26 protein-coding genes and 1 rRNA gene are annotated in these 25,749 nt (G+C 51.4%); 18 read left to right on the top strand and 9 right to left on the bottom strand.

Features of this window, described 5'->3' with window-relative positions; translation table 11 throughout:
- Positions 1–104 (top strand): 5S ribosomal RNA (rrf, locus tag ACJHX7_RS13030); the annotation flags it as partial.
- A gap of 324 nt (positions 105–428) precedes the next feature.
- Positions 429–1,727, top strand: coding sequence for an alpha-ketoglutarate permease (gene kgtP / locus ACJHX7_RS13025; RefSeq protein WP_000841107.1), 1,299 nt, complete (start codon positions 429–431; stop codon positions 1,725–1,727).
- On the opposite strand, the gene ACJHX7_RS13020 is transcribed toward kgtP, so the two are convergent.
- The 5 genes from ACJHX7_RS13020 to trxC form a co-directional block, all read right to left on the bottom strand.
- Positions 1,724–2,047, bottom strand: coding sequence for a YfiM family lipoprotein (locus ACJHX7_RS13020; protein WP_001370843.1), 324 nt, complete (start codon positions 2,045–2,047; stop codon positions 1,724–1,726). The two genes, kgtP and ACJHX7_RS13020, sit on opposite strands and share 4 nt — an antisense overlap.
- A gap of 45 nt (positions 2,048–2,092) precedes the next feature.
- Positions 2,093–3,448: a CDP-diacylglycerol--serine O-phosphatidyltransferase gene (pssA, locus tag ACJHX7_RS13015; protein ID WP_001305244.1), complete on the bottom strand. Its 1,356-nt coding sequence runs from the start codon at positions 3,446–3,448 to the stop codon at positions 2,093–2,095.
- 113 nt (positions 3,449–3,561) lie between these two features.
- Positions 3,562–6,222, bottom strand: coding sequence for a peptidyl-lysine N-acetyltransferase PatZ (patZ, locus tag ACJHX7_RS13010; RefSeq protein ID WP_094029950.1), 2,661 nt, complete (start codon positions 6,220–6,222; stop codon positions 3,562–3,564).
- Positions 6,223–6,253: 31 nt separating this feature from the next.
- Entirely contained in the window at positions 6,254–6,952 is a 699-nt protein-coding gene (gene tapT / locus ACJHX7_RS13005) for a tRNA-uridine aminocarboxypropyltransferase (protein WP_001361606.1), read from the bottom strand.
- Between the two features lie 68 nt (positions 6,953–7,020).
- Complete coding sequence (trxC, locus tag ACJHX7_RS13000; protein ID WP_001098726.1) at positions 7,021–7,440, bottom strand: thioredoxin TrxC; 420 nt, start codon at positions 7,438–7,440, stop codon at positions 7,021–7,023.
- 206 nt (positions 7,441–7,646) lie between these two features.
- On the opposite strand from trxC, the gene ACJHX7_RS12995 reads away from it, so the two are divergent.
- Positions 7,647–8,684, top strand: coding sequence for a tRNA/rRNA methyltransferase (locus tag ACJHX7_RS12995; protein WP_000997403.1), 1,038 nt, complete (start codon positions 7,647–7,649; stop codon positions 8,682–8,684).
- Between the two features lie 47 nt (positions 8,685–8,731).
- On the opposite strand, the gene ung is transcribed toward ACJHX7_RS12995, so the two are convergent.
- The gene (gene ung / locus ACJHX7_RS12990; protein ID WP_001262723.1) at positions 8,732–9,421 is read right to left on the bottom strand and encodes a uracil-DNA glycosylase; all 690 of its coding nucleotides are present in this window, start codon (positions 9,419–9,421) and stop codon (positions 8,732–8,734) included.
- Between the two features lie 304 nt (positions 9,422–9,725).
- On the opposite strand from ung, the gene grcA reads away from it, so the two are divergent.
- Positions 9,726–10,109, top strand: a complete 384-nt coding sequence (gene grcA / locus ACJHX7_RS12985) for an autonomous glycyl radical cofactor GrcA (RefSeq protein ID WP_000627804.1) — start codon at positions 9,726–9,728, stop codon at positions 10,107–10,109.
- A gap of 54 nt (positions 10,110–10,163) precedes the next feature.
- Here grcA and eamB read toward each other — a convergent pair whose 3' ends face one another.
- Entirely contained in the window at positions 10,164–10,751 is a 588-nt protein-coding gene (gene eamB / locus ACJHX7_RS12980; protein ID WP_022645996.1) for a cysteine/O-acetylserine transporter, read from the bottom strand.
- A gap of 102 nt (positions 10,752–10,853) precedes the next feature.
- Here eamB and ACJHX7_RS12975 point away from each other — a divergent pair, with 102 nt between their 5' ends.
- Positions 10,854–11,735 (top strand): LysR family transcriptional regulator, encoded by an 882-nt coding sequence (locus ACJHX7_RS12975; RefSeq protein WP_032171886.1) that lies wholly within the window; start codon positions 10,854–10,856, stop codon positions 11,733–11,735.
- Positions 11,736–11,767: 32 nt separating this feature from the next.
- Here ACJHX7_RS12975 and srmB read toward each other — a convergent pair whose 3' ends face one another.
- Positions 11,768–13,102, bottom strand: coding sequence for an ATP-dependent RNA helicase SrmB (srmB, locus tag ACJHX7_RS12970; RefSeq protein WP_000219190.1), 1,335 nt, complete (start codon positions 13,100–13,102; stop codon positions 11,768–11,770).
- A 131-nt stretch (positions 13,103–13,233) separates the two neighbouring features.
- On the opposite strand from srmB, the gene trmN reads away from it, so the two are divergent.
- On the top strand, positions 13,234–13,971 hold the full coding sequence (gene trmN, locus ACJHX7_RS12965; protein ID WP_094029951.1) for a tRNA(1)(Val) (adenine(37)-N(6))-methyltransferase TrmN: 738 nt from the start codon (positions 13,234–13,236) through the stop codon (positions 13,969–13,971).
- Here the strand turns inward: trmN and nadB are convergent.
- Positions 13,956–15,578 carry an L-aspartate oxidase gene (nadB, locus tag ACJHX7_RS12960; RefSeq protein WP_094029952.1) on the bottom strand — a complete coding sequence of 541 codons (1,623 nt, stop codon included), beginning with the start codon at positions 15,576–15,578 and terminating at the stop codon, positions 13,956–13,958. The genes trmN and nadB overlap by 16 nt on opposite strands.
- 255 nt (positions 15,579–15,833) lie before the next feature.
- Here nadB and rseD point away from each other — a divergent pair, with 255 nt between their 5' ends.
- The 12 genes from rseD (at position 15,834) to acpS (ending at position 25,381) form a co-directional block, all read left to right on the top strand.
- Entirely contained in the window at positions 15,834–15,989 is a 156-nt protein-coding gene (gene rseD, locus ACJHX7_RS12955) for a rpoE leader peptide RseD (protein ID WP_001303621.1), read from the top strand.
- Positions 15,986–16,561 carry an RNA polymerase sigma factor RpoE gene (gene rpoE / locus ACJHX7_RS12950; protein WP_001295364.1) on the top strand — a complete coding sequence of 192 codons (576 nt, stop codon included), beginning with the start codon at positions 15,986–15,988 and terminating at the stop codon, positions 16,559–16,561. Before rseD ends, rpoE begins: the two co-directional genes overlap by 4 nt.
- A gap of 32 nt (positions 16,562–16,593) precedes the next feature.
- A complete protein-coding gene (rseA, locus tag ACJHX7_RS12945; RefSeq protein WP_001168459.1) occupies positions 16,594–17,244 on the top strand; it encodes an anti-sigma-E factor RseA in 651 nt (216 codons plus the stop codon).
- Entirely contained in the window at positions 17,244–18,200 is a 957-nt protein-coding gene (rseB, locus tag ACJHX7_RS12940; protein ID WP_000812044.1) for a sigma-E factor regulatory protein RseB, read from the top strand. Before rseA ends, rseB begins: the two co-directional genes overlap by 1 nt.
- A complete protein-coding gene (rseC, locus tag ACJHX7_RS12935) occupies positions 18,197–18,676 on the top strand; it encodes a SoxR-reducing system protein RseC (RefSeq protein ID WP_000589054.1) in 480 nt (159 codons plus the stop codon). Before rseB ends, rseC begins: the two co-directional genes overlap by 4 nt.
- A gap of 197 nt (positions 18,677–18,873) precedes the next feature.
- The gene (gene lepA / locus ACJHX7_RS12930) at positions 18,874–20,673 is read left to right on the top strand and encodes a translation elongation factor 4 (RefSeq protein WP_000790168.1); all 1,800 of its coding nucleotides are present in this window, start codon (positions 18,874–18,876) and stop codon (positions 20,671–20,673) included.
- Positions 20,674–20,688: 15 nt separating this feature from the next.
- Positions 20,689–21,663 carry a signal peptidase I gene (gene lepB, locus ACJHX7_RS12925; RefSeq protein ID WP_000002542.1) on the top strand — a complete coding sequence of 325 codons (975 nt, stop codon included), beginning with the start codon at positions 20,689–20,691 and terminating at the stop codon, positions 21,661–21,663.
- A gap of 272 nt (positions 21,664–21,935) precedes the next feature.
- Positions 21,936–22,616, top strand: coding sequence for a ribonuclease III (rnc, locus tag ACJHX7_RS12920; RefSeq protein WP_001068343.1), 681 nt, complete (start codon positions 21,936–21,938; stop codon positions 22,614–22,616).
- Positions 22,613–23,518 (top strand): GTPase Era, encoded by a 906-nt coding sequence (era, locus tag ACJHX7_RS12915; RefSeq protein ID WP_000020737.1) that lies wholly within the window; start codon positions 22,613–22,615, stop codon positions 23,516–23,518. The genes rnc and era overlap by 4 nt, the downstream gene beginning before the upstream one ends.
- Before the next feature lie 11 nt (positions 23,519–23,529).
- Positions 23,530–24,258 carry a DNA repair protein RecO gene (recO, locus tag ACJHX7_RS12910; RefSeq protein ID WP_000399393.1) on the top strand — a complete coding sequence of 243 codons (729 nt, stop codon included), beginning with the start codon at positions 23,530–23,532 and terminating at the stop codon, positions 24,256–24,258.
- A gap of 11 nt (positions 24,259–24,269) precedes the next feature.
- Positions 24,270–25,001, top strand: coding sequence for a pyridoxine 5'-phosphate synthase (gene pdxJ, locus ACJHX7_RS12905; RefSeq protein ID WP_001571773.1), 732 nt, complete (start codon positions 24,270–24,272; stop codon positions 24,999–25,001).
- The gene (gene acpS, locus ACJHX7_RS12900) at positions 25,001–25,381 is read left to right on the top strand and encodes a holo-ACP synthase (protein WP_000986029.1); all 381 of its coding nucleotides are present in this window, start codon (positions 25,001–25,003) and stop codon (positions 25,379–25,381) included. The genes pdxJ and acpS overlap by 1 nt, the downstream gene beginning before the upstream one ends.
- Positions 25,382–25,749 lie beyond the last annotated feature (368 nt).

Genomic DNA, 25,749 nt, shown 5'->3' with positions numbered 1-25,749 from the left:
AGCGCGGTGGTCCCACCTGACCCCATGCCGAACTCAGAAGTGAAACGCCGTAGCGCCGATGGTAGTGTGGGGTCTCCCCATGCGAGAGTAGGGAACTGCCAGGCATCAAATAAAGCGAAAGGCCATCCGTCAGGATGGCCTTTTTGCATTGGTGCAGAAAAAAATGCCTGATGCGATGCTGCGCGTCTTATACTCCCACATATGCCAGATTCAGCAACGGATACGGTTTCCCCAACTTGCCTACTTCCATACGTGTCCTCCTTACCAGAAATTTATCCTTAAGCTCCTCAATAACCATTTTCCTGCTAACTAAATTCATGGTTAAGGTTGCATAACGATACGCAACAAATGTATAACATTTTTTTTACCAAAAAAACAAACAACAGCGACCGACAAAAGCATCGGATTACGGCAGGAGACATAATGGCATGGCTGAAAGTACTGTAACGGCAGACAGCAAACTGACAAGTAGTGATACTCGTCGCCGCATTTGGGCAATTGTGGGGGCCTCTTCAGGTAATTTGGTCGAGTGGTTCGATTTCTATGTCTACTCGTTCTGTTCACTCTACTTCGCCCACATCTTCTTCCCTTCCGGGAACACGACGACTCAACTACTGCAAACAGCAGGTGTTTTTGCTGCGGGATTTCTGATGCGCCCAATAGGCGGTTGGCTATTTGGTCGCATAGCCGATAAACATGGTCGCAAAAAATCGATGCTATTATCGGTGTGTATGATGTGTTTCGGCTCACTGGTTATCGCCTGTTTGCCAGGCTACGAAACAATCGGTACCTGGGCTCCGGCATTATTGCTTCTCGCTCGTTTATTCCAGGGATTATCCGTTGGCGGAGAATATGGCACCAGCGCCACCTATATGAGTGAAGTTGCCGTTGAAGGGCGCAAAGGTTTTTACGCATCATTTCAGTATGTGACGTTGATCGGCGGGCAACTGCTAGCCCTACTGGTTGTCGTGGTTTTACAACATACCATGGAAGACGCAGCACTCAGAGAGTGGGGATGGCGTATTCCTTTCGCGTTAGGAGCTGTGTTAGCTGTTGTGGCGTTGTGGTTACGTCGTCAGTTAGATGAAACTTCGCAACAAGAAACGCGCGCTTTAAAAGAAGCTGGATCTCTGAAAGGATTATGGCGCAATCGCCGTGCATTCATCATGGTTCTCGGTTTTACCGCTGCGGGCTCCCTTTGTTTCTATACCTTCACCACTTATATGCAGAAGTATCTGGTAAATACTGCGGGAATGCATGCCAACGTGGCGAGTGGCATTATGACTGCCGCATTGTTTGTATTCATGCTTATTCAACCACTTATTGGCGCGCTGTCGGATAAGATTGGTCGCCGTACCTCAATGTTATGTTTCGGTTCTCTGGCAACCATTTTTACCGTTCCTATTCTCTCAGCATTGCAGAACGTTTCCTCGCCTTATGCCGCTTTTGGTCTGGTGATGTGCGCCCTGCTGATAGTGAGTTTTTATACTTCAATCAGTGGAATACTGAAGGCTGAGATGTTCCCGGCACAGGTTCGCGCATTAGGCGTTGGTCTGTCATATGCGGTCGCCAATGCTATATTTGGTGGGTCGGCGGAGTACGTAGCGTTGTCGCTGAAATCAATAGGAATGGAAACAGCCTTCTTCTGGTATGTGACCTTGATGGCCGTGGTGGCGTTTCTGGTTTCACTAACATTGCACCGTAAAGGAAAAGGGATGCGGCTTTAGTGACGGGTCAGTTGCCAGACGGTATAGCCGGTGCTTGCACCGGCGATATCCCAGGCAAAATCCTTCCAGCTCCAGCCGCTCCCCTCAGGGCGGCTATCCCAAAGCTCTTTTGACGCCCCCAGACTGACAGAGAACATCAATCCAAACATGGCACTGCGATCCCGGCTCATCCCCTGATGCTGTGAATATTCATTTCCGGCGGCGGAAAGCATCGCCGAGGCGATAAAGTGTTGAGCTTTATCCTGCCCGCTCCAGCTATCGTTAGCCATATGGCTGCATCCAGAAAGTAACAATAGCGAACAGACAAAAAGAATACGCAAAACGTGGCCTCCAAAAAACAAACCCCGTACAGGACGGGGTTGTGATTACAGGATGCGGCTAATTAATCGGTCGATGCGGATACGGCGCAAACGGCGGATGAGTTTACGAACCTTCACCGGATAATCGGCAATACTTTGCAGATCGCGGTAGTGCTTAACGATGGTGGTATGCTCGCGGATCAGATCCAGTTCTTTCTCTCGCTGTGGCGCAAGCTCCAGTTGCGGATCGTGGATCAAAATGGCGTTTTCCAGATCCAGACGCCAGGCGCGCGGGTTCAGGTTATTACCGGTGATCAACATCCACTTATCATCAACCCACATCCCTTTCAGGTGATAGGTGTTGTCGTCATCTTTCCATAACCGAACTACTAACTGGTCAGTGTTGACGTAATACTGTAAACGACTCAGGAAACGACGCAGATTGATCTCATAGAGATAAGGCAATGCGCCAATTATCTTGAAAGGTTCATCTTCCGGAATGTAGAAGTCATTCGCGGTTTTATCACCAACAATAATTTCGACCTTTTTCCCTTCGCGCAGCAACTGGATGATATTGCGCACAAGGATTGCTGGTAGGTTGAAGTAAGGTGTGCAGATGGTTAGTTTCTGCTCGGCACAAGGCATAAGATGGAAAATAGTCTTGTTCAACAGACTCGATTTCCCCAGCCCCACTAGCGGCGTTACGGAAAGCTGATCGTTGTCGGCATCGCCCTGGAAATGATAAGCGGCATCACGCAGCTCCTGGCGGAACAGGCGAATGTCGTTCTTGATTTCCGGGCTTTTTGGCCGATTAACATCATCCAGACGATTAACGCCGCGGCCATTCATAATATTCTGTGTAACCCATTCAAACATAATGTCTGACATCTTACGGTTACGGATCAGATGATAACGGTCGTAGCGATATTTATCGTGCTGATGCAGGTAAACATCGTTCAGGCTGGCACCGCTATAAAGTACGCTATCGTCGATGATAAAGCCTTTAAAGTGCAGAACACCAAGGGCTTCACGGGTATTGATTGGAACGCCATAAACCGGAACATCTACGCCCGGATTTTCCTGCGCCATGCGGCAGTACCAGTCAGCGTTAGTGTTAGATGCCGCAGCGCCAATGCGTCCACGTTGTGCACGATGCCAGTCGACCAGCACCCGTACATCCAGTTCCGGACGCTGCCTTTTAGCCTCATACAACGCGTTCAGAATGCCTTTGCCACCGTCATCCTGTTCGAGATACAGGGCGACAATGCAAATGCGCTGCTTCGCGCTGGCTATTTTTTCCAGCAGCGTCTCCCGGAAGTCGGCGGGAGCGTAAAAGAAATCGACATCATCAACTGATTGAGAAATCTTGGGTAGTTGGGCAAGGTGTTGTTGATGTTTATTACGCTTAAATTTTGACAACATCACAGTGCATTTCTTCTCTGTTCATTGAAGGGTCCTCTGTGCAATGCAGACGACATAAGCGGGCAATAATAACACCAGTCCCGATTAAGTGGTCAACATTTCCAGTACCTTACTCATGATTCCTCGCGCTGGGCAAGATTTAGCGTAAGCCCAACGATCCCCTCTTCGAGCTGGATATCAACGTTAAACCCGAGCTTGCGGGCCAGCGCCACCATGCCACGATTGTTTGGCATCGTAATACCATTCAGACGTTGCAGTCCGTGATCTCGCGTATAGGTAATCAACTTTTCCATTAAGCGTCGACCTAAGCCTAACCCTTTGAGATCCGAGCGAACCAGCACGGCAAATTCGGCATCGATGTTATCAGGGTCGGAGATCGCACGTGTGACGCCGAGGATCTCTTCCGTTTGATCAATTCGTCGTACCGCTACAAATGCCATTTCCCGATCGTAGTCGATCTGCGTCATGTTGGCTAAATCTTCATGGGTAAATTCGTTGATCTCGCTAAAGTAGCGGTAATAAAGATCTTCTTTGGTGACTCGCGAAATGAATTGCTGAAGTTGTGGCTCATCTTCTGGCAAAATCGGGCGGAATAAGCAGCGTTCACCGTTTTTCAATTCTACCCACTCTTCCAGCTGATGCGGATAAGGGCGCACTGCCAGCCGACTCTCGTTATCGCCTTCAAACGGCGCGATATCCAGCGTGACATCCAGCGCGGTAAATTCACTGCCAGAAGCCAGCAAAGGATGAATATCCAGCCGTTGAATTTCCGGACAATCGACAATCAAGTTGGAAACCTGTACCAGAAGCTGGCTCAAGCCTGCAACATCCAAGGGGCGTAGCGCACTGCGCGCACGAATCTTTTTACTTTTGATCCCCTGAATAACCAGATAGCGGGCCAGGTTCATGTTCAGCGGAGGTAACGCGACGACGGCTTGATCTTCAGGACGCCACTCCACACCGCCTTCGCCCAGCATGATCAACGGCCCGAAAACCGGATCGTACTCAACCACAACCCGCAACTCCTGAGCGCCAGCACGGTTAGCCATACTTTGCACCAACAGGCCGTGGACCCGCGCCTGCGGCCAGGCCATTTTTACGCGATCGAAAATAGCGTTTGCCGCTTGCTGGACTTCATTGGCTGTACGCAGGTACAGCATGACGCCCTGAACTTCCGATTTATGTGGAATATCCGGCGAACGCAATTTCAGCGCCACCGGATAACCAATCTGTTCGGCAATATGCACCGCTTCGGTGCTATCGCCGGCAATCCAGGTGGGGAGCGTGTTCATGCCATATGCTTGCAGGATGGGCTGAACTTCATGGGTATCGAGTGACGTTGCTCCTTCGGCAATCGCCTGTTGCAACAGAAGATGCGCTTCTGCGGTATTGGAGGTCAGATTGCTGGGCAACGCCGGCGTTTCGCGTAGTTGCTTCTGATTACGCCGGTACTCCACCATATGCATAAAAGCAGTGATGGTTCCTTCCGGGGTACGGTAGGTCGGCAGCCCGGCTTCGCTGAATAATCGTCGTGCCTCTTGCGAGGAATGTTCGCCGCACCAGTTCGTCAGCAGAGAAACATACTTGCTGCGGGGATGATGCTTTACCGCTTCAATTAATACTTGCGCGCTTTCTGTTGCGGGAGCAGCGGCGCTGGGCGAATGAATAACCATCAGCGCGTCAAAATCCTGGCTGTGGAGCAGAATGTCCAGCGTTTTGACATAATGCTCGCTGCTGGCGTCATCGCGCAGATCGAGCGGGTTAGAGATTGCCACATGCCCTGGCAGTGCATCGCGCAGTTTCTGGCAGGTTTCTTCGCTTAGCGTTGCCAGCTTGCCATTACGTGACCATAAGGCATCCAGCGCCAGCGCGGCAGGCGCAGCACCGTTGCTGATAATCATCAATCGGTCGCCACGCAGCGGGCGCATATGGCTAAGGGTTTCCACCGCCGAAAACAGTTCGTGGGTGTCCTGTACCCGCAACAAACCGGCACGCTGAATAGCTGCATCCCACGCCGGATCCATTCCTGCCGTGGTGTTCAACAGACGTTGAGCCGCCGGGCTACGTCCGCTTTTAATCACCAGAATCGGTTTATTGCGCGAGGCACTACGGGCCGCCGAAACAAAGCGTCGCGCGTCGCTTAACTGTTCGAGATAGAGCAGGATGGCGCTGGTTTTACTGTCGCGTGCCAGATAGTCGAGCAATTCATCAACGTCGATATCCAGGCTGTCGCCGAGCGCAATAAAGTAGGAAAAGCCCATCTCACGCTGTTGCGCCCAGTCGAGGATGGTGTTGGAGACAGCAGCCGATTGCGAAATAAACGCCAGCTTGCCGCGTTTAATCGGCACAGGCGAAAAGCTGGCATTCAGACCTTGCCAGGGAGCCAGTAAACCCAGACTGTTTGGTCCAAGCAGGCGCATGTTATGGCGCAGGGCGCAGGCGCGGAGATCTTCGTGTTGCGATGACGGGGCGGAAAGAATAATGCAGGTTTTACAGCCTTTCTCGCCGAGCTCTTCCAGAAGAGCAAGATTACGGCTGGCATTGGTACATAAAACCGCAAGGTCTGGTGTAAAGGGCAAGCTGGCAATATCCGGCCAGGCCAACACACCCAACACTGCTTTCCAGGCAGGTGTCACCGGGAGTACCGGTCCGTTAAAGCCTCCCGCCAGCAGGTTACGCATCATCAGGTAACCTGCGCGATTGGGTTTCATCGATGCGCCAATTACCGCAATCGATTTTGGTCGCAGTAGTGCTTCCAGTCCTCGCTGACTCATACCGGTCTCCCGCAGAAGTGACCGAATGATTTTAAACGCTTTCTAACTGTTCTGCTGTGATGCTACCCAGATGTTGCGTTTTTCCTGCCAGATAGCGTGTTTTAAAGCGGGTAAAATGCTCGCCTAACCCTGCCGCCGCCCCGGTATCGCCGACCATATCTAACAGTGCGATGGCTACCTCGGCAGTACAATATTGGCCTTCAGCCTGGGCTTCACGCAGGCGATAGGCAGAAAGCCGGGAAAGATCGACGGAAATGACGGGAAGATTATCCAGATACGGACTTTTACGAAACATCTTGCGAGCTTCCGGCCAGGTACCATCGAGCATGATAAATAGCGGAGGCTTACCGGCAGGTGGTGTGAAGATCACTTCCCGTTGCTCATCAGCATACGAGGCGGGAAAGACCACCATTGGCTGATAGTCCGGGTTTTGTACCAGATCCAGCAAATCTAGCGAGGGTTCGGTACGCGACCATTGAAACGCAACGGTATCAGGCAAAATATCAGCAATCAGACGCCCGGTATTACTGGGCTTCATTGGCTCGGTGTCGAACATCAGCAAACAGAAGCGACTTTTTGCTTGTGCTGGGGTAATTGTCGAACAGAGACATAATTTCTCTGGCAAAAGACAGCGTTGGCAGCGACGAACGCGATTACCGCGGGCAAGAAAAGGACGTGTTGCGCGCGCAATACGCTCGGCGCGTAACTGGAGAACAGCGTTTTCGGTCATAAGAGAGCGTCGAAAAAACGCCATTGTCGCAGAGGAGAAAACGGGGCACAAGATGCGCCCCGGTAAGATTAAAGAGATTCGTTCAGCCAGCTATCAAACGGCGCTTTCGGTACTGCGCCATTAAGCATGTCGACAACCTGACCGTTTTTGAAAATCATGATCGTCGGTATACTACGAATTCCAAAGCGACTGCTCAATTCACGTTCAGCTTCGGTATTCACTTTCACAAAGCGCACTTTACCGCTACGCTCTTGCGCGACATCTTCAAAAATTGGCGCGAAATTACGGCAGGGGCCGCACCACGGTGCCCAGAAGTCGATCACCACAGGTAGATCATCTTTCAGCAATTTGTCGAGCGTTTCACCGGTCGCATTAATCACCTCTCCGTCAAACAAGTCGTGACCGCAGCGTCCGCATTTTGCCGCATCTTCGATCCGATCGTCGGGAATGCGATTGATGGCCTGACAATGGGTACAAACGGTATTCATAACTAACCTCGGGATGAGTAAGGAGACTTATCGGCAACGACGCCGGTATGTTTCTAATATGTTACATATTATCGGGGACATTGTTCCAGACAACAATCTGTTTTATTCAATGGGTATGATAGACACAGGCTTTGGAACGAAATCATGGCGAACCGCGCGGACTTCGGGTAATCTGCGCGCTTCGCGCAGCGCTGGTGGAGAAAAGCATGAACGATGAAATGAAAGGTAAAAGCGGCAAGGTCAAAGTGATGTATGTCCGCAGTGATGATGATTCTGATAAACGTACCCACAACCCGCGTACCGGGAAAGGGGGCGGGCGTCCAGGAAAATCTCGTGCTGACGGTGGCCGTCGCCCCGCCCGCGATGACAAACAGAGTCAGCCCCGTGACCGCAAGTGGGAAGATTCGCCGTGGCGCACGGTTTCCCGCGCGCCGGGTGATGAGACGCCGGAAAAGGCCGATCACGGTGGCATCAGTGGTAAAAGTTTTATTGATCCGGAAGTTTTGCGTCGTCAGCGTGCGGAAGAAACCCGCGTCTACGGAGAAAACGCCTGTCAGGCACTGTTCCAGAGCCGTCCGGAAGCGATTGTTCGCGCCTGGTTTATCCAGAGCGTAACGCCACGTTTTAAAGAAGCCTTGCGCTGGATGGCGGCAAACCGCAAAGCGTACCATGTGGTGGATGAAGCGGAACTGACAAAAGCGTCAGGAACGGAACATCACGGCGGCGTTTGCTTCCTGATCAAAAAGCGTAACGGTACAACCGTGCAGCAGTGGGTAAGCCAGGCTGGCGCGCAGGATTGTGTACTGGCCCTGGAAAACGAATCTAACCCGCATAACCTGGGCGGCATGATGCGTAGCTGTGCGCACTTCGGCGTGAAAGGTGTTGTGGTGCAGGATGCAGCACTGCTGGAGTCTGGGGCGGCTATCCGTACCGCAGAAGGCGGCGCAGAGCACGTTCAGCCGATTACTGGCGACAACATTGTTAACGTGCTGGATGATTTCCGTCAGGCGGGTTACACCGTAGTGACAACTTCCAGCGAGCAGGGTAAACCGCTGTTCAAAACCAGTCTGCCAGCGAAAATGGTACTGGTGCTGGGTCAGGAATATGAAGGGTTACCGGATGCCGCACGCGATCCGAACGATCTGCGCGTGAAGATTGATGGTACTGGCAACGTTGCCGGGCTGAATATCTCTGTCGCAACCGGCGTTCTTCTTGGCGAATGGTGGCGTCAGAATAAAGCCTGATAAATCAGCCGGGTGGCAACTCTGCCATCCGGCATTTTCCCGCAAATTTACTCACTCTCTGCCGGTAATACTGGCATCCAGTCAATCGGCGTCTCGCCACGTTGTTCCAGCCACTGATTTGCCAGCACAAAATGGTTGCAGCCAAAGAATCCACGATGCGCCGAAAGCGGCGACGGATGCGGTGCTTTCAGTACATGATGGCGTTGCTTATCTATAATCGCCCCTTTCTTTTGCGCATGCGATCCCCACAACAAAAACACCACGCCTTCGCGATGCTGGTTAATCAGGCTGATCACTTTATCGGTGAAGGTTTCCCAGCCGAGGCTGGCGTGGGAATGCGCCTGACCTGCGCGTACCGTCAACACAGTATTGAGTAGCAGAACGCCCTGACGCGCCCAGCTTTCAAGATAACCATGATTAGGGCGGGTGAAACCGGGAATAGTATTTTCCAGCTCTTTATACATATTCAGCAGTGACGGCGGTGTCGCAATGCCGGGGCGAACGGAAAATGCCAGACCATGCGCCTGTCCCGGTCCGTGATAAGGATCCTGGCCGAGAATCACCACTTTAACGTCACCCAACTCTGTAAAGCGGAACGCGTTAAAGACATCCTTTTGTGGCGGATAGATAGTGACGCCGGACTGCCGCTCGCTGGCGACGGTCTGAAGGGTATTAAGAAAATAGGGTTGCTGCTTCTCTTCAGCCAGCACATCATGCCAGGTTAATTCGTTAGCCATCTCGCTCTCCTGCGAATCTTCAATCCGCCTAGCTTAACTGCTTCTTTCTACAGAACAAAATCATGCTCATTTTATAGACAAAAAGACATGCAAAAAAATGTAAATTGGTAAAATTTCACACCTGCATAAGTTGATGTAAAACAATAAAATCCATTTGTGACCACATTCGATATGTGGTTTTTATTGATTTAAATCAAAGAATCAAGGGTGTTTGAGGAGTATATATACACTCAAGCAACAATGGTTTTACCAATTGGCCGCGACAGGCTGAACAAATCAAATAATTTTGCCGGGGAGGCATCACATGATTACAGGTATCCAGATTACTAAAGCCGCTAATGACGATCTGCTGAACTCTTTCTGGCTGCTGGACAGCGAAAAAGGCGAAGCGCGTTGCATCGTTGCGAAAGCAGGTTTTGCAGAAGACGAAGTGGTTGCAGTAAGCAAACTGGGTGACATTGAGTACCGTGAAGTTCCAGTAGAAGTGAAACCAGAAGTTCGCGTTGAAGGTGGTCAACACCTGAACGTAAACGTTCTGCGTCGTGAAACTCTGGAAGATGCAGTTAAGCATCCGGAAAAATATCCGCAGCTGACCATCCGTGTATCCGGTTATGCAGTTCGCTTTAACTCTCTGACTCCGGAACAGCAGCGCGACGTTATCGCTCGTACCTTTACTGAAAGCCTGTAAGGCTTAAGTAGCAAGTTACTAAGCGGAAGAGGGCGACCTCTTCCGCTTTTTTCATTAATAGAAAATGCGTACCGCGCAATAGACCAGCAGCAGCGCGAGCACGATATTTAACTGGCGACCATACTGGCGAAACAATCGCTGAAACAGGTGCCCCGCCAGCGCCCAGCACACATTGCCAAACGTCCCAATCATCGCCAGCAAAACGCTGACGCCAATTATCCAGCTTAGCGCCTGCGTTTGCGGCAGGACAAACGTCGACAGTGCTGTAATGCCATACAAAATGATTTTGACGTTCACAAACTGCAAAGCAAAGCTGGCCCAAAAACTGATTGGTTTTGCCTGAAGCCCATCTTCCTTTGTTGGACTGGTAGCGATTTTCCACGCCAGCCAGACAATATATGCCGCCCCCGCCCAACTCAACAGATGCACTGCTGCCGGGTCGATAACAGCCAGTGAAAACGAAATTCCCGCGCATAGCAACATGACGATTAAAAATCCCAGACTCATCCCTGCCAGCACGCGAGTACTCTGACGAAATCCGTGCGTTGTAGCTGAGCTAAGGGCGAGAATATTGTTCGGTCCTGGCGTCATGGCGGTAATCAGGGTGTAAGTCCAAAAAGCACTTAAAAGGGTCGGTGTCACTTGTTATCTCCTCTGTTTTGGTAGACAGTACCCGATACGGAACATTTAAAAAAATGAATGTTTTTACATTCTAAATTCGATATTTTCGATAGGTTTGGGGTTATGGATCTGCGCCGTTTTATTACACTTAAAACCGTGGTGGAAGAGGGTTCCTTTTTGCGAGCTTCGCAAAAATTGTGCTGTACACAATCGACGGTGACTTTTCATATTCAGCAGCTTGAGCAGGAGTTCTCGGTACAATTGTTTGAGAAAATTGGCCGACGGATGTGCCTCACTCGCGAAGGCAAAAAGTTGCTGCCGCACATCTATGAACTCACCAGAGTGATGGATACGCTTCGTGAGGCTGCGAAAAAAGAGTCGGATCCGGACGGGGAACTACGCGTTGTTTCAGGCGAAACGTTGCTCTCTTACCGAATGCCGCAGGTGTTGCAGCGTTTTCGGCAACGCGCCCCAAAAGTGCGTTTATCGTTGCAGTCGCTGAACTGTTACGTGATCCGTGATGCGCTACTGAATGATGAGGCCGATGTCGGGGTTTTTTATCGCGTAGGGAATGATAATGCTCTGAACCGGCGAGAGTTGGGTGAACAATCGCTGGTGCTGGTGGCTTCACCGCAAATTGCAGATGTCGATTTTACTGAGCCGGGAAGACATAACGCCTGTAGTTTTATTATCAATGAACCGCAATGTGTCTTCCGCCAGATATTTGAGAGCACGCTGCGCCAGCGACGGATCACGGTGGAAAACACCATTGAGCTTATAAGTATCGAAAGCATCAAGCGTTGTGTCGCGGCAAATATCGGGGTCAGTTACCTGCCGCGCTTTACAGTGGCAAATGAACTTGCGAGTGGCGAATTAATCGAATTGCCTTTTGGCGAACAGTCGCAGACGATTACGGCAATGTGCGCTCACCATGCCGGAAAAGCGGTTAGCCCGGCGATGCACATTTTTATTCAGTGTGTTGAAGAGTGTTTTTTGCCGGGATAAAAATAATGCCGGGCTTAAACCCGGCATTGAGATTACTCTTCTGTCGTTTGCGGTGGCACGCCCGTTCCGCTCGGTTTACGGCGCTTACCAATATTTTTGGTGTCGCGATGGCGTTTTTTCACCCGCGGCTTATCTTTCTCTTTAGCTTTTTTCTTCTCGGCGCGTTTAGCCAGTACTTTCTTCGATGGCTTGCCGGTCTGCTTCTCGCTTGGCGCACGCGTTTTCGGGCGTAACTCATCAATTACACGAGCTTTAATTGGCTCTTCAATATAACGGCCAACTTTGCCCAGCAGCAGATGGTCATGGGCTTCCACCAGCGAAATCGCGGTGCCTTTACGACCGGCGCGCGCGGTACGTCCGATACGGTGCAAATAAGTATCGCCACTGCGCGGCATATCGAAGTTAAAGACGTGGCTGACGTCAGGAATGTCGATACCGCGCGCGGCAACATCGGTTGCAACCAGTACGTTTACGCGACCTTCGGTCAAACGCTTGATCGCTTCGTTACGCTTGCCTTGTACCATCTCACCTTCGAGATAGCAGTTGTTGATGCCCGCTTCGCGCAGCCAGTTTGCCAGCTCATGCACACGCTCACGCTTACGCACAAACACAATTGAGCGGGTCGCTTCCGGCTGTTTTAACAGGTGCACCAGCAATGCGGTTTTATGTTCCAGGTCATCGGCGCGGTAATACCACTGATGAATTTTTTTGCGCTCACGGGTGGACGGATTGGCAGAAACCTCCACCGGATCTTCCAGCAGACGCTCGGCAAAGTCCTGAATCGCATCGCCTTCCAGCGTTGCCGAAAAGAGCAGGGTCTGTTTACGCCAGCGCGTTTCGCCAGCAATATGTTCGATATCCTGAGCGAAGCCCATATCCAGCATACGGTCTGCTTCGTCGAGGATCAGCGTTTCAACCGCGCGGCAATCGAAGTTCTCTTCTTTTATGTATTGCAGCAGACGTCCGGTCGTGGCGACCACAATGTCCTGGTTTTCGCTGAACACTTCTGCGTGGTTCATATAGGCCACGCCGCCGGTGATGGTGGCAATATCCAGATGCGTATGTTTCGCCAGTTCGCGGGCATGATCGGCCACCTGCATCGCCAGTTCGCGAGTCGGGGTAAGGATCAAAATACGCGGCGGACCGGATTTCTTACGTGGGAAATCGAGCAGGTGCTGCAACGCTGGCAGCAGATACGCCGCCGTTTTACCGGTGCCTGTCGGCGCAGAACCGAGTACATCACGGCCATCGAGCGCAGGCGGAATGGCGGCAGCCTGAATGGCGGTCGGGCGAGTGAAACCTTTATCCTGGAGGGCTTCCAGCAGGCTTTCGTCGAGTTCAAGTTCGGAAAAAGTCGTTACAGTCATGTTCTACCTCTGTGTGGGGCGCTGATTATAGACGTTACGGCTGCAATCTTCATCTGTTTGTATGGATATCGCTTCTCGGGTATTGTTCTCACCCGGTGCTATCGCCGTTTTTCCTGCAAGGTTTTATTTTCATGTCACAGTCTACATCCGTGCTTCGTCGTAATGGATTTACTTTTAAACAGTTTTTTGTTGCTCACGATCGTTGTGCGATGAAAGTGGGAACGGATGGCATTTTGCTGGGCGCATGGGCACCGGTGGCTGGGGTAAAACGCTGCCTTGATATCGGCGCGGGTAGCGGGTTGCTGGCATTAATGCTGGCGCAGCGAACCGATGACAGCGTAATGATTGATGCAGTTGAACTGGAAAGTGAAGCTGCCGCGCAGGCGCAGGAAAATATCAACCAGTCCCCGTGGGCAGAGCGGATTAACGTCCATACGGCGGATATTCAGCAGTGGATCACACAGCAGACAGTACGCTTCGATTTAATCATCAGTAACCCACCTTACTATCAGCAGGGAGTAGAGTGCGCGACACCTCAACGGGAACAGGCTCGCTATACCACTACGCTTGATCACCCATCGCTGCTGACCTGTGCGGCGGAGAGCATTACCGAAGAGGGATTTTTCTGCGTAGTGCTGCCAGAGCAGATTGGTAATGGTTTTACTGAACTGGCATTAAGCATGGGCTGGCATTTACGTTTGCGGACGGATGTGGCGGAAAACGAAGCGCGACTGCCGCATCGGGTGCTGCTGGCATTCTCCCCGCAGGCGGGAGAATGCTTTAGCGATCGCTTAGTCATTCGTGGGCCAGACCAGAACTATTCCGAAGCGTATACGGCGCTGACCCAGGCTTTTTATCTGTTTATGTAATGATTGCCGGGAGAAAGGATCGACGGACCGGAATGGGTGAGCAGTTCCGGATAATCCAGCGTGAAATGCAACCCCCGACTCTCCTTGCGCATCATCGCACAGCGAACAATCAACTCGGCAACCTGTACCAGATTACGCAGCTCCAGCAAATTATTTGAGACGCGGAAATGGGCGTAATATTCGTCTATTTCTTGTTGGAGCATGGTTATCCGCCGCAGGGCGCGTTCCAGGCGCTTCGTTGTGCGCACAATGCCAACGTAATCCCACATAAACAGACGTAGCTCGTGCCAGTTATGTTGAATCACCACCCGTTCGTCAGGGTTCTCAACACGGCTTTCATCCCACGGCGGTAACGTACTGACGTCGTGGGCATAAGGCATACGCCTGGTAATATCCTCCGCCGCTGACCAGCCGTAAACCAGACACTCCAGTAATGAATTCGAGGCCATGCGGTTAGCGCCGTGTAAGCCGGTATAACTCACTTCGCCAATGGCGTACAAACCTTCGACGTCCGTACGCCCATGATCATCCACCATTACACCACCGCAGGTATAGTGTGCAGCAGGCACAATCGGCACAGGGCCTTTCGTGAGATCAATCCCCAGTCCCAATAACTTTTCATAAATCATCGGGAAATGCTGGCGAATAAAATCGGCGGGCTTATGGCTGATGTCGAGATACATACAATCCGCACCGAGGCGTTTCATTTCATGATCAATAGCGCGGGCGACAATATCGCGCGGGGCCAGTTCGCCGCGCTCATCGAAATCAGGCATGAAACGCGTGCCATCCGGTCGCTTGAGATAAGCGCCTTCGCCGCGCAGTGCTTCCGTTAACAGAAAATTGCGTGCCTGCGGATGATACAGCGCGGTAGGATGGAACTGATTAAATTCGAGATTGGCGACCCGGCAGCCCGCGCGCCACGCCATAGCAATACCATCGCCAGAAGAAATATCCGGATTGGTAGTGTACTGGTAAACTTTTGACGCACCGCCGGTTGCCAGTACCACTGCTTTTGCGTGGCAGGTTTCCACCGTTTCTTTATTTCGGTTCCATACCCACGCGCCAACAACCCGTCGCGTGCCCGGCAGGCCAATTTTGTCAGAAACAATCAGATCAACCGCGTTGCTGCGCTCCAGCACGCGAATATTCGGATGGTTCAGCGCCTTGCTCACCAGCGTGGTTTCTACTTCTCTACCGGTGGCGTCGGCGGCATGAAGAATTCGACGGTGACTATGTCCACCTTCACGGGTCAGATGGTAGCTTTCTGCGCCATTCGGTTGAATGTGGGTATCAAACAACACCCCCTGGTCGATTAGCCATTGCACACAGGATCGTGCATTGCTGGCGACAAATTCAACTGCATGACGATCGCAAATACCAGCCCCGGCAATCAATGTGTCTTCCACATGCGAGTCAATGCTGTCAGTCTCATCAAACACGGCGGCTATACCGCCCTGGGCATAAAATGTTGAACCTTCCGTTACCGGGCCTTTACTTAGAACGATGACCTGATGCTGGTTAGCCAGGCGTAGCGCCAGTGAAAGTCCAGCTGCGCCGCTACCGATAATCAACACGTCACATGAATGTTCAGGGAGAGTATTCATTTTCTTTGTTTAATTTACTAAACATGGTTTGGTCAGCATAGCATCATGTTGTGCGGATAAACACCTGCTATTTTAATATTTGTTACAGTTGCTAAACACGCTGACGCAGGGCGGCGAGAAAAAGAGAAGTTACTGGCTGGTGGAGGATTAGGTGGTGAAATAAAAAGGCCGTTGGGTTACTCTTCAGGCAGTTAAATGGGCATTTCTACACAGATAATGCGATGTTCAGATTCTGTAGACTTATAATGATAGATAATGATCCGTCTACAGCATGACAAACAAAAACAGATGCGTTACGGAACTTTACAAAAACGAGACACTCTAACCCTTTGCTTGCTCAAATTGCAGCTAATGGAGTGGCGTTTCGATAGCGCGTGGAAATTTGGTTTGGGGAGACTTTACCTCGGATGAGCGAGCAGTTAACGGACCAGGTCCTGGTTGAACGGGTCCAGAAGGGAGATCAGAAAGCCTTTAACTTACTGGTAGTGCGCTATCAGCATAAAGTGGCGAGTCTGGTTTCCCGCTATGTGCCGTCGGGTGATGTTCCCGATGTGGTACAAGAAGCTTTTATTAAAGCCTATCGTGCGCTGGATTCGTTCCGGGGAGATAGCGCTTTTTATACATGGCTGTATCGGATTGCTGTAAATACAGCGAAAAATTACCTGGTTGCTCAGGGGCGTCGTCCACCTTCCAGTGATGTGGATGCCATTGAAGCTGAAAACTTCGAAAGTGGCGGCGCGTTGAAAGAAATTTCGAACCCTGAGAACTTAATGTTGTCAGAAGAACTGAGACAGATAGTTTTCCGAACTATTGAGTCCCTCCCGGAAGATTTACGCATGGCAATAACCTTGCGGGAGCTGGATGGCCTGAGCTATGAAGAGATAGCCGCTATCATGGATTGTCCGGTAGGTACGGTGCGTTCACGTATCTTCCGAGCGAGGGAAGCTATTGATAACAAAGTTCAACCGCTTATCAGGCGTTGACGGTAGCGGGATACTGGATAAGGGTATTAGGCATGCAGAAAGAACAACTTTCCGCTTTAATGGATGGCGAAACGCTGGATAGTGAGCTGCTTAACGAACTGGCTCATAACCCAGAAATGCAGAAAACCTGGGAAAGCTATCACTTAATCCGTGACTCAATGCGGGGTGATACTCCCGAGGTGCTCCATTTCGATATCTCTTCACGAGTGATGGCCGCCATTGAAGAAGAGCCAGTACGTCAACCGGCGACATTGATCCCGGAAGCCCAGCCTGCGCCGCATCAATGGCAGAAAATGCCATTCTGGCAGAAAGTTCGTCCGTGGGCGGCACAGCTTACCCAAATGGGCGTAGCCGCATGCGTATCGCTTGCAGTTATCGTTGGCGTCCAGCACTATAATGGACAATCTGAAACGTCCCAGCAGCCCGAAACGCCGGTATTTAATACACTGCCGATGATGGGTAAAGCCAGCCCGGTAAGCCTGGGAGTACCTTCTGAAGCGACCGCAAACAATGGTCAACAGCAGCAGGTACAGGAGCAGCGTCGTCGCATTAATGCAATGTTGCAGGATTACGAACTGCAACGCCGACTCCACTCTGAACAGCTTCAGTTTGAGCAGGCGCAAACCCAGCAAGCCGCTGTACAGGTGCCAGGAATTCAAACTTTAGGAACGCAATCGCAGTAATGAAGCAACTTTGGTTTGCCATGTCATTAGTGACAGGTAGCCTGTTATTCTCTGCTAACGCCTCGGCCACTCCCGCGTCCGGGGCGTTATTACAGCAGATGAACCTGGCCAGTCAGTCACTGAATTACGAGCTGTCATTCATCAGCATCAATAAACAGGGTGTTGAGTCTCTGCGTTATCGACATGCACGCCTCGATAACCGTCCTCTTGCACAATTGTTGCAAATGGATGGCCCGCGCCGGGAAGTGGTACAGCGCGGCAATGAGATCAGCTATTTTGAACCGGGACTTGAACCGTTCACGCTTAATGGCGATTACATTGTTGATTCTCTGCCATCGCTCATCTATACCGATTTCAAACGCCTTTCTCCTTACTACGACTTTATCTCCGTCGGGCGCACGCGTATTGCTGATCGTCTTTGCGAAGTTATTCGCGTGGTTGCCCGAGATGGTACACGCTACAGCTACATCGTGTGGATGGACACCGAATCGAAATTACCGATGCGGGTTGATCTCCTTGATCGCGATGGTGAAACGCTGGAACAATTTCGCGTGATTGCTTTTAATGTCAATCAGGATATCAGCAGCAGTATGCAGACGCTGGCGAAGGCAAATTTGCCGCCGTTGCTTTCTGTTCCTGTAGGTGAAAAAGCTAAATTCAACTGGACTCCAACCTGGTTGCCACAGGGTTTTAGCGAAGTTTCCAGTAGTCGACGTCCGCTACCGACGATGGACAACATGCCTATTGAATCACGTCTCTATTCCGACGGATTATTCAGCTTCTCGGTAAACGTTAACCGCGCTACGCCATCGAGCACCGATCAGATGTTGCGCACCGGACGCAGAACCGTCAGTACAAGCGTACGTGATAACGCCGAAATCACCATTGTCGGTGAACTGCCGCCGCAAACGGCGAAACGCATTGCCGAGAATATTAAGTTCGGGGCAGCGCAATGATCAAAGAGTGGGCTACCGTCGTCTCCTGGGAAAACGGGCAGGCGCTGGTTAGTTGTGATGTTAAAGCCTCATGCAGCAGCTGCGCTTCGCGCGCCGGTTGCGGTAGCCGCGTGTTGAATAAACTTGGCCCGCAAACCACGCATACCATTGTCGTACCCTGTGATGAACCGTTAGTGCCGGGGCAAAAAGTAGAATTAGGAATCGCCGAAGGCAGCCTGCTTAGCTCCGCATTACTGGTTTATATGTCGCCGTTGGTGGGACTATTCCTCATCGCTTCACTATTTCAGCTACTCTTTGCTTCAGATATTGCAGCATTATGCGGTGCGATTCTCGGTGGCGTTGGTGGATTCCTGATTGCACGTGGCTGCTCTCGAAAGTTTGCTGCCCGGTCTGAATGGCAACCGATCATCTTAAGCGTGGCATTGCCGCCTGGCCTTGTGCGATTTGAAACATCTTCGGAAGACGCGAGCCAGTGATTTCACTGGCTTTGTTGCATTTTGCATAACAAATGCGAGGACGTTTCCAGATACCACAATCCATACGGTATGAACATTTCCTCGCCTCAATGTTGTAGTGTAGAATGCGGCGTTTCTATTAATACAGACGTTAAGCTCAGAACAGCGACTTCTAAAAGCCTGGTTAACCGGGCATTAAGGCACAATAATCATACTTTATGAAGAATATACGTAACTTTTCGATCATAGCTCACATTGACCACGGTAAATCGACGCTGTCTGACCGTATTATCCAGATCTGCGGTGGCCTGTCTGACCGTGAAATGGAGGCGCAGGTTCTCGATTCCATGGATCTTGAGCGTGAGCGTGGCATTACCATCAAAGCGCAAAGCGTGACGCTGGACTACAAAGCGTCTGACGGCGAAACCTATCAGCTTAACTTTATCGACACCCCGGGCCACGTAGACTTCTCCTATGAAGTTTCTCGTTCGCTGGCTGCCTGTGAAGGTGCATTGCTGGTGGTCGACGCCGGGCAGGGCGTAGAAGCGCAAACCCTGGCAAACTGCTACACCGCCATGGAAATGGATCTCGAAGTGGTGCCGGTACTGAACAAGATTGACCTGCCGGCAGCCGATCCTGAACGCGTGGCGGAAGAAATTGAAGATATCGTCGGCATCGACGCCACCGACGCGGTGCGCTGTTCAGCGAAAACCGGCGTTGGCGTACAGGACGTTCTCGAACGTCTGGTGCGCGACATTCCGCCGCCGGAAGGCGATCCGGAAGGCCCGTTGCAGGCACTCATTATCGACTCCTGGTTCGACAACTACCTGGGCGTTGTTTCACTTATCCGTATTAAAAACGGCACCCTGCGTAAGGGCGATAAAGTGAAAGTCATGAGTACCGGGCAGACCTATAACGCCGACCGTCTGGGCATCTTCACGCCGAAACAGGTTGACCGTACTGAACTGAAATGCGGCGAAGTAGGCTGGCTGGTATGTGCGATTAAAGATATCCACGGCGCTCCAGTAGGCGATACCTTAACGCTGGCGCGTAATCCGGCAGAAAAGGCGCTGCCTGGCTTTAAGAAAGTCAAACCGCAGGTATACGCCGGTCTGTTCCCGGTAAGTTCCGACGACTATGAAGCCTTCCGTGACGCGCTGGGTAAACTCAGCCTGAACGATGCCTCACTGTTCTATGAGCCGGAAAGCTCAAGCGCGCTGGGCTTTGGTTTCCGCTGCGGCTTCCTCGGTCTGCTGCACATGGAGATCATCCAGGAACGTCTGGAACGAGAATACGATCTGGATCTGATTACCACCGCGCCGACCGTAGTGTATGAAGTTGAAACAACGTCAAGAGAAGTTATCTACGTCGACAGCCCATCCAAGCTGCCTGCGGTAAATAACATTTACGAACTGCGCGAGCCGATTGCAGAGTGTCACATGCTGCTGCCGCAGGCATATCTCGGCAACGTTATTACGCTGTGCGTAGAAAAACGCGGCGTGCAGACCAATATGGTTTACCACGGTAATCAGGTGGCGCTGACGTACGAGATCCCGATGGCGGAAGTGGTGCTCGATTTCTTCGATCGCCTGAAATCTACCTCGCGTGGTTATGCGTCTCTGGATTACAACTTCAAACGCTTCCAGGCGTCCGACATGGTACGTGTAGACGTATTAATCAACGGTGAACGTGTTGATGCGCTGGCGTTGATCACCCACCGTGATAATTCGCAAAACCGCGGTCGCGAGCTGGTGGAGAAGATGAAAGATCTGATCCCGCGCCAGCAGTTTGATATCGCCATTCAGGCAGCGATTGGTACGCACATCATTGCGCGCTCCACCGTGAAACAGCTGCGTAAAAACGTACTGGCTAAATGTTATGGCGGCGATATCAGCCGTAAGAAAAAGCTGCTGCAGAAGCAGAAAGAAGGTAAGAAACGCATGAAGCAGATCGGTAACGTCGAGCTGCCGCAGGAAGCGTTCCTCGCCATTCTGCACGTCGGCAAAGACAACAAATAACCCTTAGGAGTTGGCATGGCGAATATGTTTGCCCTGATTCTGGTGATTGCCACACTAGTGACGGGCATTTTATGGTGCGTGGATAAATTCTTTTTCGCACCTAAACGGCGGGAACGTCAGGCAGCGGCGCAGGCGGCTGCCGGTGACTCACTGGATAAAGCAACACTGAAAAAGGTTGCGCCGAAGCCTGGCTGGCTGGAAACCGGTGCTTCTGTTTTTCCGGTGCTGGCTATCGTATTGATTGTGCGTTCGTTTATTTATGAACCGTTCCAGATCCCGTCAGGTTCGATGATGCCGACTCTGTTAATCGGTGATTTTATTCTGGTAGAGAAGTTTGCTTATGGCATTAAAGATCCTATCTACCAGAAAACGCTGATCGAAACCGGTCATCCGAAACGCGGCGATATCGTGGTCTTTAAATATCCGGAAGATCCAAAGCTTGATTACATCAAGCGCGCGGTGGGTTTACCGGGCGATAAAGTCACTTATGATCCGGTCTCGAAAGAGCTGACGATTCAACCGGGATGCAGTTCCGGCCAGGCATGTGAAAACGCGCTGCCGGTCACCTACTCCAACGTGGAACCGAGCGATTTCGTTCAGACCTTCTCACGCCGTAATGGTGGGGAAGCGACCAGCGGATTCTTTGAAGTGCCGAAAAACGAAACCAAAGAAAATGGAATTCGTCTTTCTGAGCGTAAAGAGACACTGGGTGATGTGACGCACCGCATTCTGACAGTGCCGATTGCGCAGGACCAGGTGGGGATGTATTACCAGCAGCCAGGGCAACAACTGGCAACCTGGATTGTTCCGCCGGGACAATACTTCATGATGGGTGACAACCGCGACAACAGCGCGGACAGCCGTTACTGGGGCTTTGTGCCGGAAGCGAATCTGGTCGGTCGGGCAACGGCTATCTGGATGAGTTTCGATAAGCAAGAAGGCGAATGGCCGACAGGTGTGCGCTTAAGTCGCATTGGCGGCATCCATTAATAGCCCATCTTCGTTCACGTTGTCGCCGTTATGGCGACAACGTGAATTATTTATGAGATAAATCTCCCGTGGCTAACGACATCCCCCGTCGTTGTGTATAGAATATTCCCCCGAAGTTTAAGGTTGGCACCTCCAGGTTGCTACGGCACACGAAACAGCGTTGGTCCCCATATACCGGTAAACTGAAACTGCAGCGAAGCAGTTAGCAGAACCATGTATATCAGGTCTGTTTCGTGTGCTGAATTGTTGACGCATTTATTTATTGGTATCGCATGAACCCCATCGTAATTAATCGGCTTCAACGGAAGCTGGGCTACACTTTTAATCATCAGGAACTGTTGCAGCAGGCATTAACCCATCGTAGTGCCAGCAGCAAACATAACGAGCGTTTAGAATTTTTAGGCGACTCTATTCTGAGCTACGTTATCGCCAATGCGCTTTATCACCGTTTCCCTCGTGTGGATGAAGGCGATATGAGCCGGATGCGCGCCACGCTGGTCCGTGGCAATACGCTGGCGGAACTGGCGCGCGAATTTGAGTTAGGCGAGTGCTTACGTTTAGGGCCAGGTGAACTTAAAAGCGGTGGATTTCGTCGTGAGTCAATTCTCGCCGACACCGTCGAAGCATTAATTGGTGGCGTATTCCTCGACAGTGATATTCAAACCGTCGAGAAATTAATCCTCAACTGGTATCAAACTCGTTTGGACGAAATTAGCCCAGGCGATAAACAAAAAGATCCGAAAACGCGCTTGCAAGAATATTTGCAGGGTCGCCATCTGCCGCTGCCGACTTATCTGGTAGTCCAGGTACGTGGCGAAGCGCACGATCAGGAATTTACTATCCACTGCCAGGTCAGCGGCCTGAGTGAACCGGTGGTTGGCACAGGTTCAAGCCGTCGTAAGGCTGAGCAGGCTGCCGCCGAACAGGCGTTGAAAAAACTGGAGCTGGAATGAGCATCGATAAAAGTTACTGCGGATTTATTGCTATCGTCGGACGTCCGAACGTTGGCAAATCCACATTATTGAACAAACTGCTGGGGCAGAAGATCTCCATCACCTCCCGCAAGGCGCAAACAACTCGTCACCGCATTGTGGGGATCCATACTGAAGGCGCGTATCAGGCGATCTACGTTGATACCCCTGGCCTGCATATGGAAGAAAAACGCGCCATTAACCGCCTGATGAACAAAGCGGCGAGCAGCTCTATCGGCGACGTTGAGCTGGTGATTTTTGTCGTAGAAGGCACCCGCTGGACGCCTGACGATGAAATGGTGCTCAACAAACTGCGCGATGGCAAAGCGCCGGTAATCCTCGCGGTGAACAAAGTGGATAACGTGCAGGAAAAAGCCGATCTGCTGCCACACTTACAGTTCCTGGCAAGCCAGATGAACTTCCTCGATATCGTGCCGATCTCTGCCGAAACCGGGCTGAATGTCGACACTATCGCGGCAATCGTGCGTAAGCATCTGCCTGAAGCGACCCATCACTTCCCGGAAGATTACATCACCGATCGCTCACAGCGTTTTATGGCGTCTGAAATCATCCGCGAAAAACTGATGCGTTTCCTCGGCGCTGAACTGCCGTACTCCGTGACCGTGGAGATCGAACGTTTCGTCTCTAACGAACGCGGCGGTTATGACATCAACGGTTTGATTCTCGTTGAGCGTGAAGGGCAGAAGAAGATGGTTATTGGCAACAAAGGGGCCAAGATCAAAACCATCGGGATTGAAGCGCGTAAAGACATGCAGGAAATGTTCGAAGCGCCTGTTCACCTTGAGCTGTGGGTAAAAGTGAAATCCGGTTGGGCCGACGACGAACGCGCACTGCGCAGTCTCGGTTACGTTGACGATCTTTAAGAGTAACTCCGATGGAAGGCTGGCAGCGCGCATTTGTCCTGCATAGTCGCCCGTGGAGCGAAACCAGCCTGATGCTGGACGTCTTCACGGAGGAATCGGGTCGCGTGCGTCTGGTTGCCAAAGGCGCACGCTCTAAACGCTCTACTCTGAAAGGTGCATTACAGCCTTTCACCCCTCTCTTGCTACGTTTTGGCGGGCGTGGCGAAGTCAAAACGCTGCGCAGTGCTGAAGCTGTCTCGCTGGCGCTGCCATTAAGCGGTATCACGCTTTACAGCGGTCTGTACATCAACGAACTTCTCTCCCGCGTACTGGAATACGAGACGCGCTTCTCTGAACTCTTTTTCGATTACTTGCACTGCATTCAGTCACTTGCAGGTGCCACTGGTACGCCAGAACCCGCGCTGCGCCGCTTTGAACTGGCACTGCTCGGGCATCTGGGCTATGGCGTCAATTTTACTCATTGTGCGGGTAGCGGCGAGCCGGTAGATGACACCATGACGTATCGTTATCGCGAAGAAAAAGGGTTTATCGCAAGCGTCGTTATCGACAATAAAACGTTCACCGGAAGGCAGTTAAAAGCGTTAAACGCGCGGGAATTTCCTGACGCAGACACACTGCGCGCCGCGAAACGCTTTACCCGCATGGCGCTTAAGCCGTATCTTGGCGGTAAACCATTAAAGAGCAGGGAACTGTTCCGGCAGTTTATGCCTAAGCGAACGGTGAAAACACATTATGAATGATGAGGATTGTCATGGCTGAATTACTGTTAGGCGTCAACATTGACCATATTGCAACGCTGCGTAACGCACGCGGTACTGCTTACCCGGATCCGGTGCAGGCGGCGTTTATTGCCGAGCAGGCGGGAGCAGACGGCATTACCGTGCATTTACGTGAAGATCGCCGCCACATTACCGACCGCGATGTGCGCATCCTGCGTCAGACGCTGGATACCCGCATGAATCTGGAGATGGCGGTGACCGAAGAGATGCTGGCGATCGCCGTTGAGACGAAGCCACATTTTTGCTGTCTGGTACCGGAAAAGCGTCAGGAAGTAACAACCGAAGGCGGCCTGGACGTCGCTGGACAGCGTGAAAAAATGCGCGATGCCTGTAAACGTCTGGCGGAGGCCGGGATCCAGGTTTCTCTGTTTATTGACGCCGATGAAGAGCAGATCAAAGCTGCGGCAGAGGTTGGCGCACCGTTTATCGAGATCCACACCGGTTGCTATGCTGATGCCAAAACTGACGCCGAACAGGCGCAAGAGCTGGCGCGTATCGCCAAAGCCGCGACCTTTGCCGCTAGTCTCGGTCTGAAAGTTAACGCTGGTCACGGTCTGACCTATCACAACGTGAAAGCCATTGCCGCCATCCCTGAGATGCATGAACTGAATATCGGTCATGCCATTATTGGTCGTGCAGTGATGACCGGACTGAAAGATGCGGTGGCAGAAATGAAGCGTTTGATGCTGGAAGCGCGTGGCTAATGGCAATATTAGGTTTAGGTACGGATATTGTGGAGATCGCTCGCATAGAAGCGGTGATCGCCCGATCCGGTGAGCGCCTGGCACGCCGCGTATTAAGCGATAACGAATGGGCAATCTGGAAAACGCACCACCAGCCGGTGCGTTTTCTGGCGAAGCGTTTTGCTGTGAAAGAAGCGGCGGCAAAAGCGTTTGGCACCGGGATCCGCAATGGTCTGGCGTTTAATCAATTTGAAGTATTCAATGATGAGCTCGGCAAACCACGGCTACGGCTATGGGGTGAGGCATTAAAACTGGCGGAAAAGCTCGGCGTTGTAAATATGCATGTAACGCTGGCAGATGAACGCCACTATGCTTGTGCCACGGTAATTATTGAAAGTTAAAAAAATACCGTTCTCTTTATAAAGTAAAACCCCCGAACTGGTAAGGAACGGGGGTTTTCACTTTACAACTTTAATTTTGTGCAGCACACGATTCCAACGGAAATGATTATGGATCAATTTAGTTGACCTGTACAAGCAACTTGCAATCTCTGACATAAAAAACGCGAGCCTTTACGAAGAAATCGACATTGATGAAAAGATTAACGTGACCGCTTTTTGATAAGTACATTAAAATCGGTTTCGTTATTGGCAATTTTGCTGTGCTTTACACCATGCCACTGAATTCCCCCATTGAAACGAGTGGTGTCGTCAAAGCTCTGGTGTGGAGTGCAGCACTCGATTCCAATAACTCGCACGTTCAGTTTTGG

The sequence above is a fragment of the Escherichia sp. WS1451 genome (assembly GCF_046487365.1).
In the GTDB taxonomy this organism is placed as follows: domain Bacteria; phylum Pseudomonadota; class Gammaproteobacteria; order Enterobacterales; family Enterobacteriaceae; genus Escherichia; species Escherichia coli.
This window is presented reverse-complemented; position numbering and strand designations above follow the sequence as displayed.

What these genes read in the sequence shown, in the direction of transcription:
- ung (WP_001262723.1), bottom strand. Translation starts at nt 9,421, where the DNA reads ATGGCTAACGAATTAACCTGGCATGATGTGCTGGCTGAAGAGAAGCAG.
- lepB (WP_000002542.1), top strand. Translation starts at nt 20,689, where the DNA reads ATGGCGAATATGTTTGCCCTGATTCTGGTGATTGCCACACTAGTGACG.
- nadB (WP_094029952.1), bottom strand. Translation starts at nt 15,578, where the DNA reads ATGAATACTCTCCCTGAACATTCATGTGACGTGTTGATTATCGGTAGC.
- recO (WP_000399393.1), top strand. Translation starts at nt 23,530, where the DNA reads ATGGAAGGCTGGCAGCGCGCATTTGTCCTGCATAGTCGCCCGTGGAGC.
- pssA (WP_001305244.1), bottom strand. Translation starts at nt 3,448, where the DNA reads ATGTTGTCAAAATTTAAGCGTAATAAACATCAACAACACCTTGCCCAA.
- pdxJ (WP_001571773.1), top strand. Translation starts at nt 24,270, where the DNA reads ATGGCTGAATTACTGTTAGGCGTCAACATTGACCATATTGCAACGCTG.
- kgtP (WP_000841107.1), top strand. Translation starts at nt 429, where the DNA reads ATGGCTGAAAGTACTGTAACGGCAGACAGCAAACTGACAAGTAGTGAT.
- ACJHX7_RS12975 (WP_032171886.1), top strand. Translation starts at nt 10,854, where the DNA reads ATGGATCTGCGCCGTTTTATTACACTTAAAACCGTGGTGGAAGAGGGT.
- ACJHX7_RS12995 (WP_000997403.1), top strand. Translation starts at nt 7,647, where the DNA reads ATGAACGATGAAATGAAAGGTAAAAGCGGCAAGGTCAAAGTGATGTAT.
- patZ (WP_094029950.1), bottom strand. Translation starts at nt 6,222, where the DNA reads ATGAGTCAGCGAGGACTGGAAGCACTACTGCGACCAAAATCGATTGCG.
- lepA (WP_000790168.1), top strand. Translation starts at nt 18,874, where the DNA reads ATGAAGAATATACGTAACTTTTCGATCATAGCTCACATTGACCACGGT.
- era (WP_000020737.1), top strand. Translation starts at nt 22,613, where the DNA reads ATGAGCATCGATAAAAGTTACTGCGGATTTATTGCTATCGTCGGACGT.
- rseA (WP_001168459.1), top strand. Translation starts at nt 16,594, where the DNA reads ATGCAGAAAGAACAACTTTCCGCTTTAATGGATGGCGAAACGCTGGAT.
- tapT (WP_001361606.1), bottom strand. Translation starts at nt 6,952, where the DNA reads ATGACCGAAAACGCTGTTCTCCAGTTACGCGCCGAGCGTATTGCGCGC.
- rnc (WP_001068343.1), top strand. Translation starts at nt 21,936, where the DNA reads ATGAACCCCATCGTAATTAATCGGCTTCAACGGAAGCTGGGCTACACT.
- trmN (WP_094029951.1), top strand. Translation starts at nt 13,234, where the DNA reads ATGTCACAGTCTACATCCGTGCTTCGTCGTAATGGATTTACTTTTAAA.
- rseC (WP_000589054.1), top strand. Translation starts at nt 18,197, where the DNA reads ATGATCAAAGAGTGGGCTACCGTCGTCTCCTGGGAAAACGGGCAGGCG.
- rseD (WP_001303621.1), top strand. Translation starts at nt 15,834, where the DNA reads ATGATCCGTCTACAGCATGACAAACAAAAACAGATGCGTTACGGAACT.
- srmB (WP_000219190.1), bottom strand. Translation starts at nt 13,102, where the DNA reads ATGACTGTAACGACTTTTTCCGAACTTGAACTCGACGAAAGCCTGCTG.
- trxC (WP_001098726.1), bottom strand. Translation starts at nt 7,440, where the DNA reads ATGAATACCGTTTGTACCCATTGTCAGGCCATCAATCGCATTCCCGAC.
- grcA (WP_000627804.1), top strand. Translation starts at nt 9,726, where the DNA reads ATGATTACAGGTATCCAGATTACTAAAGCCGCTAATGACGATCTGCTG.
- rpoE (WP_001295364.1), top strand. Translation starts at nt 15,986, where the DNA reads ATGAGCGAGCAGTTAACGGACCAGGTCCTGGTTGAACGGGTCCAGAAG.
- acpS (WP_000986029.1), top strand. Translation starts at nt 25,001, where the DNA reads ATGGCAATATTAGGTTTAGGTACGGATATTGTGGAGATCGCTCGCATA.
- rseB (WP_000812044.1), top strand. Translation starts at nt 17,244, where the DNA reads ATGAAGCAACTTTGGTTTGCCATGTCATTAGTGACAGGTAGCCTGTTA.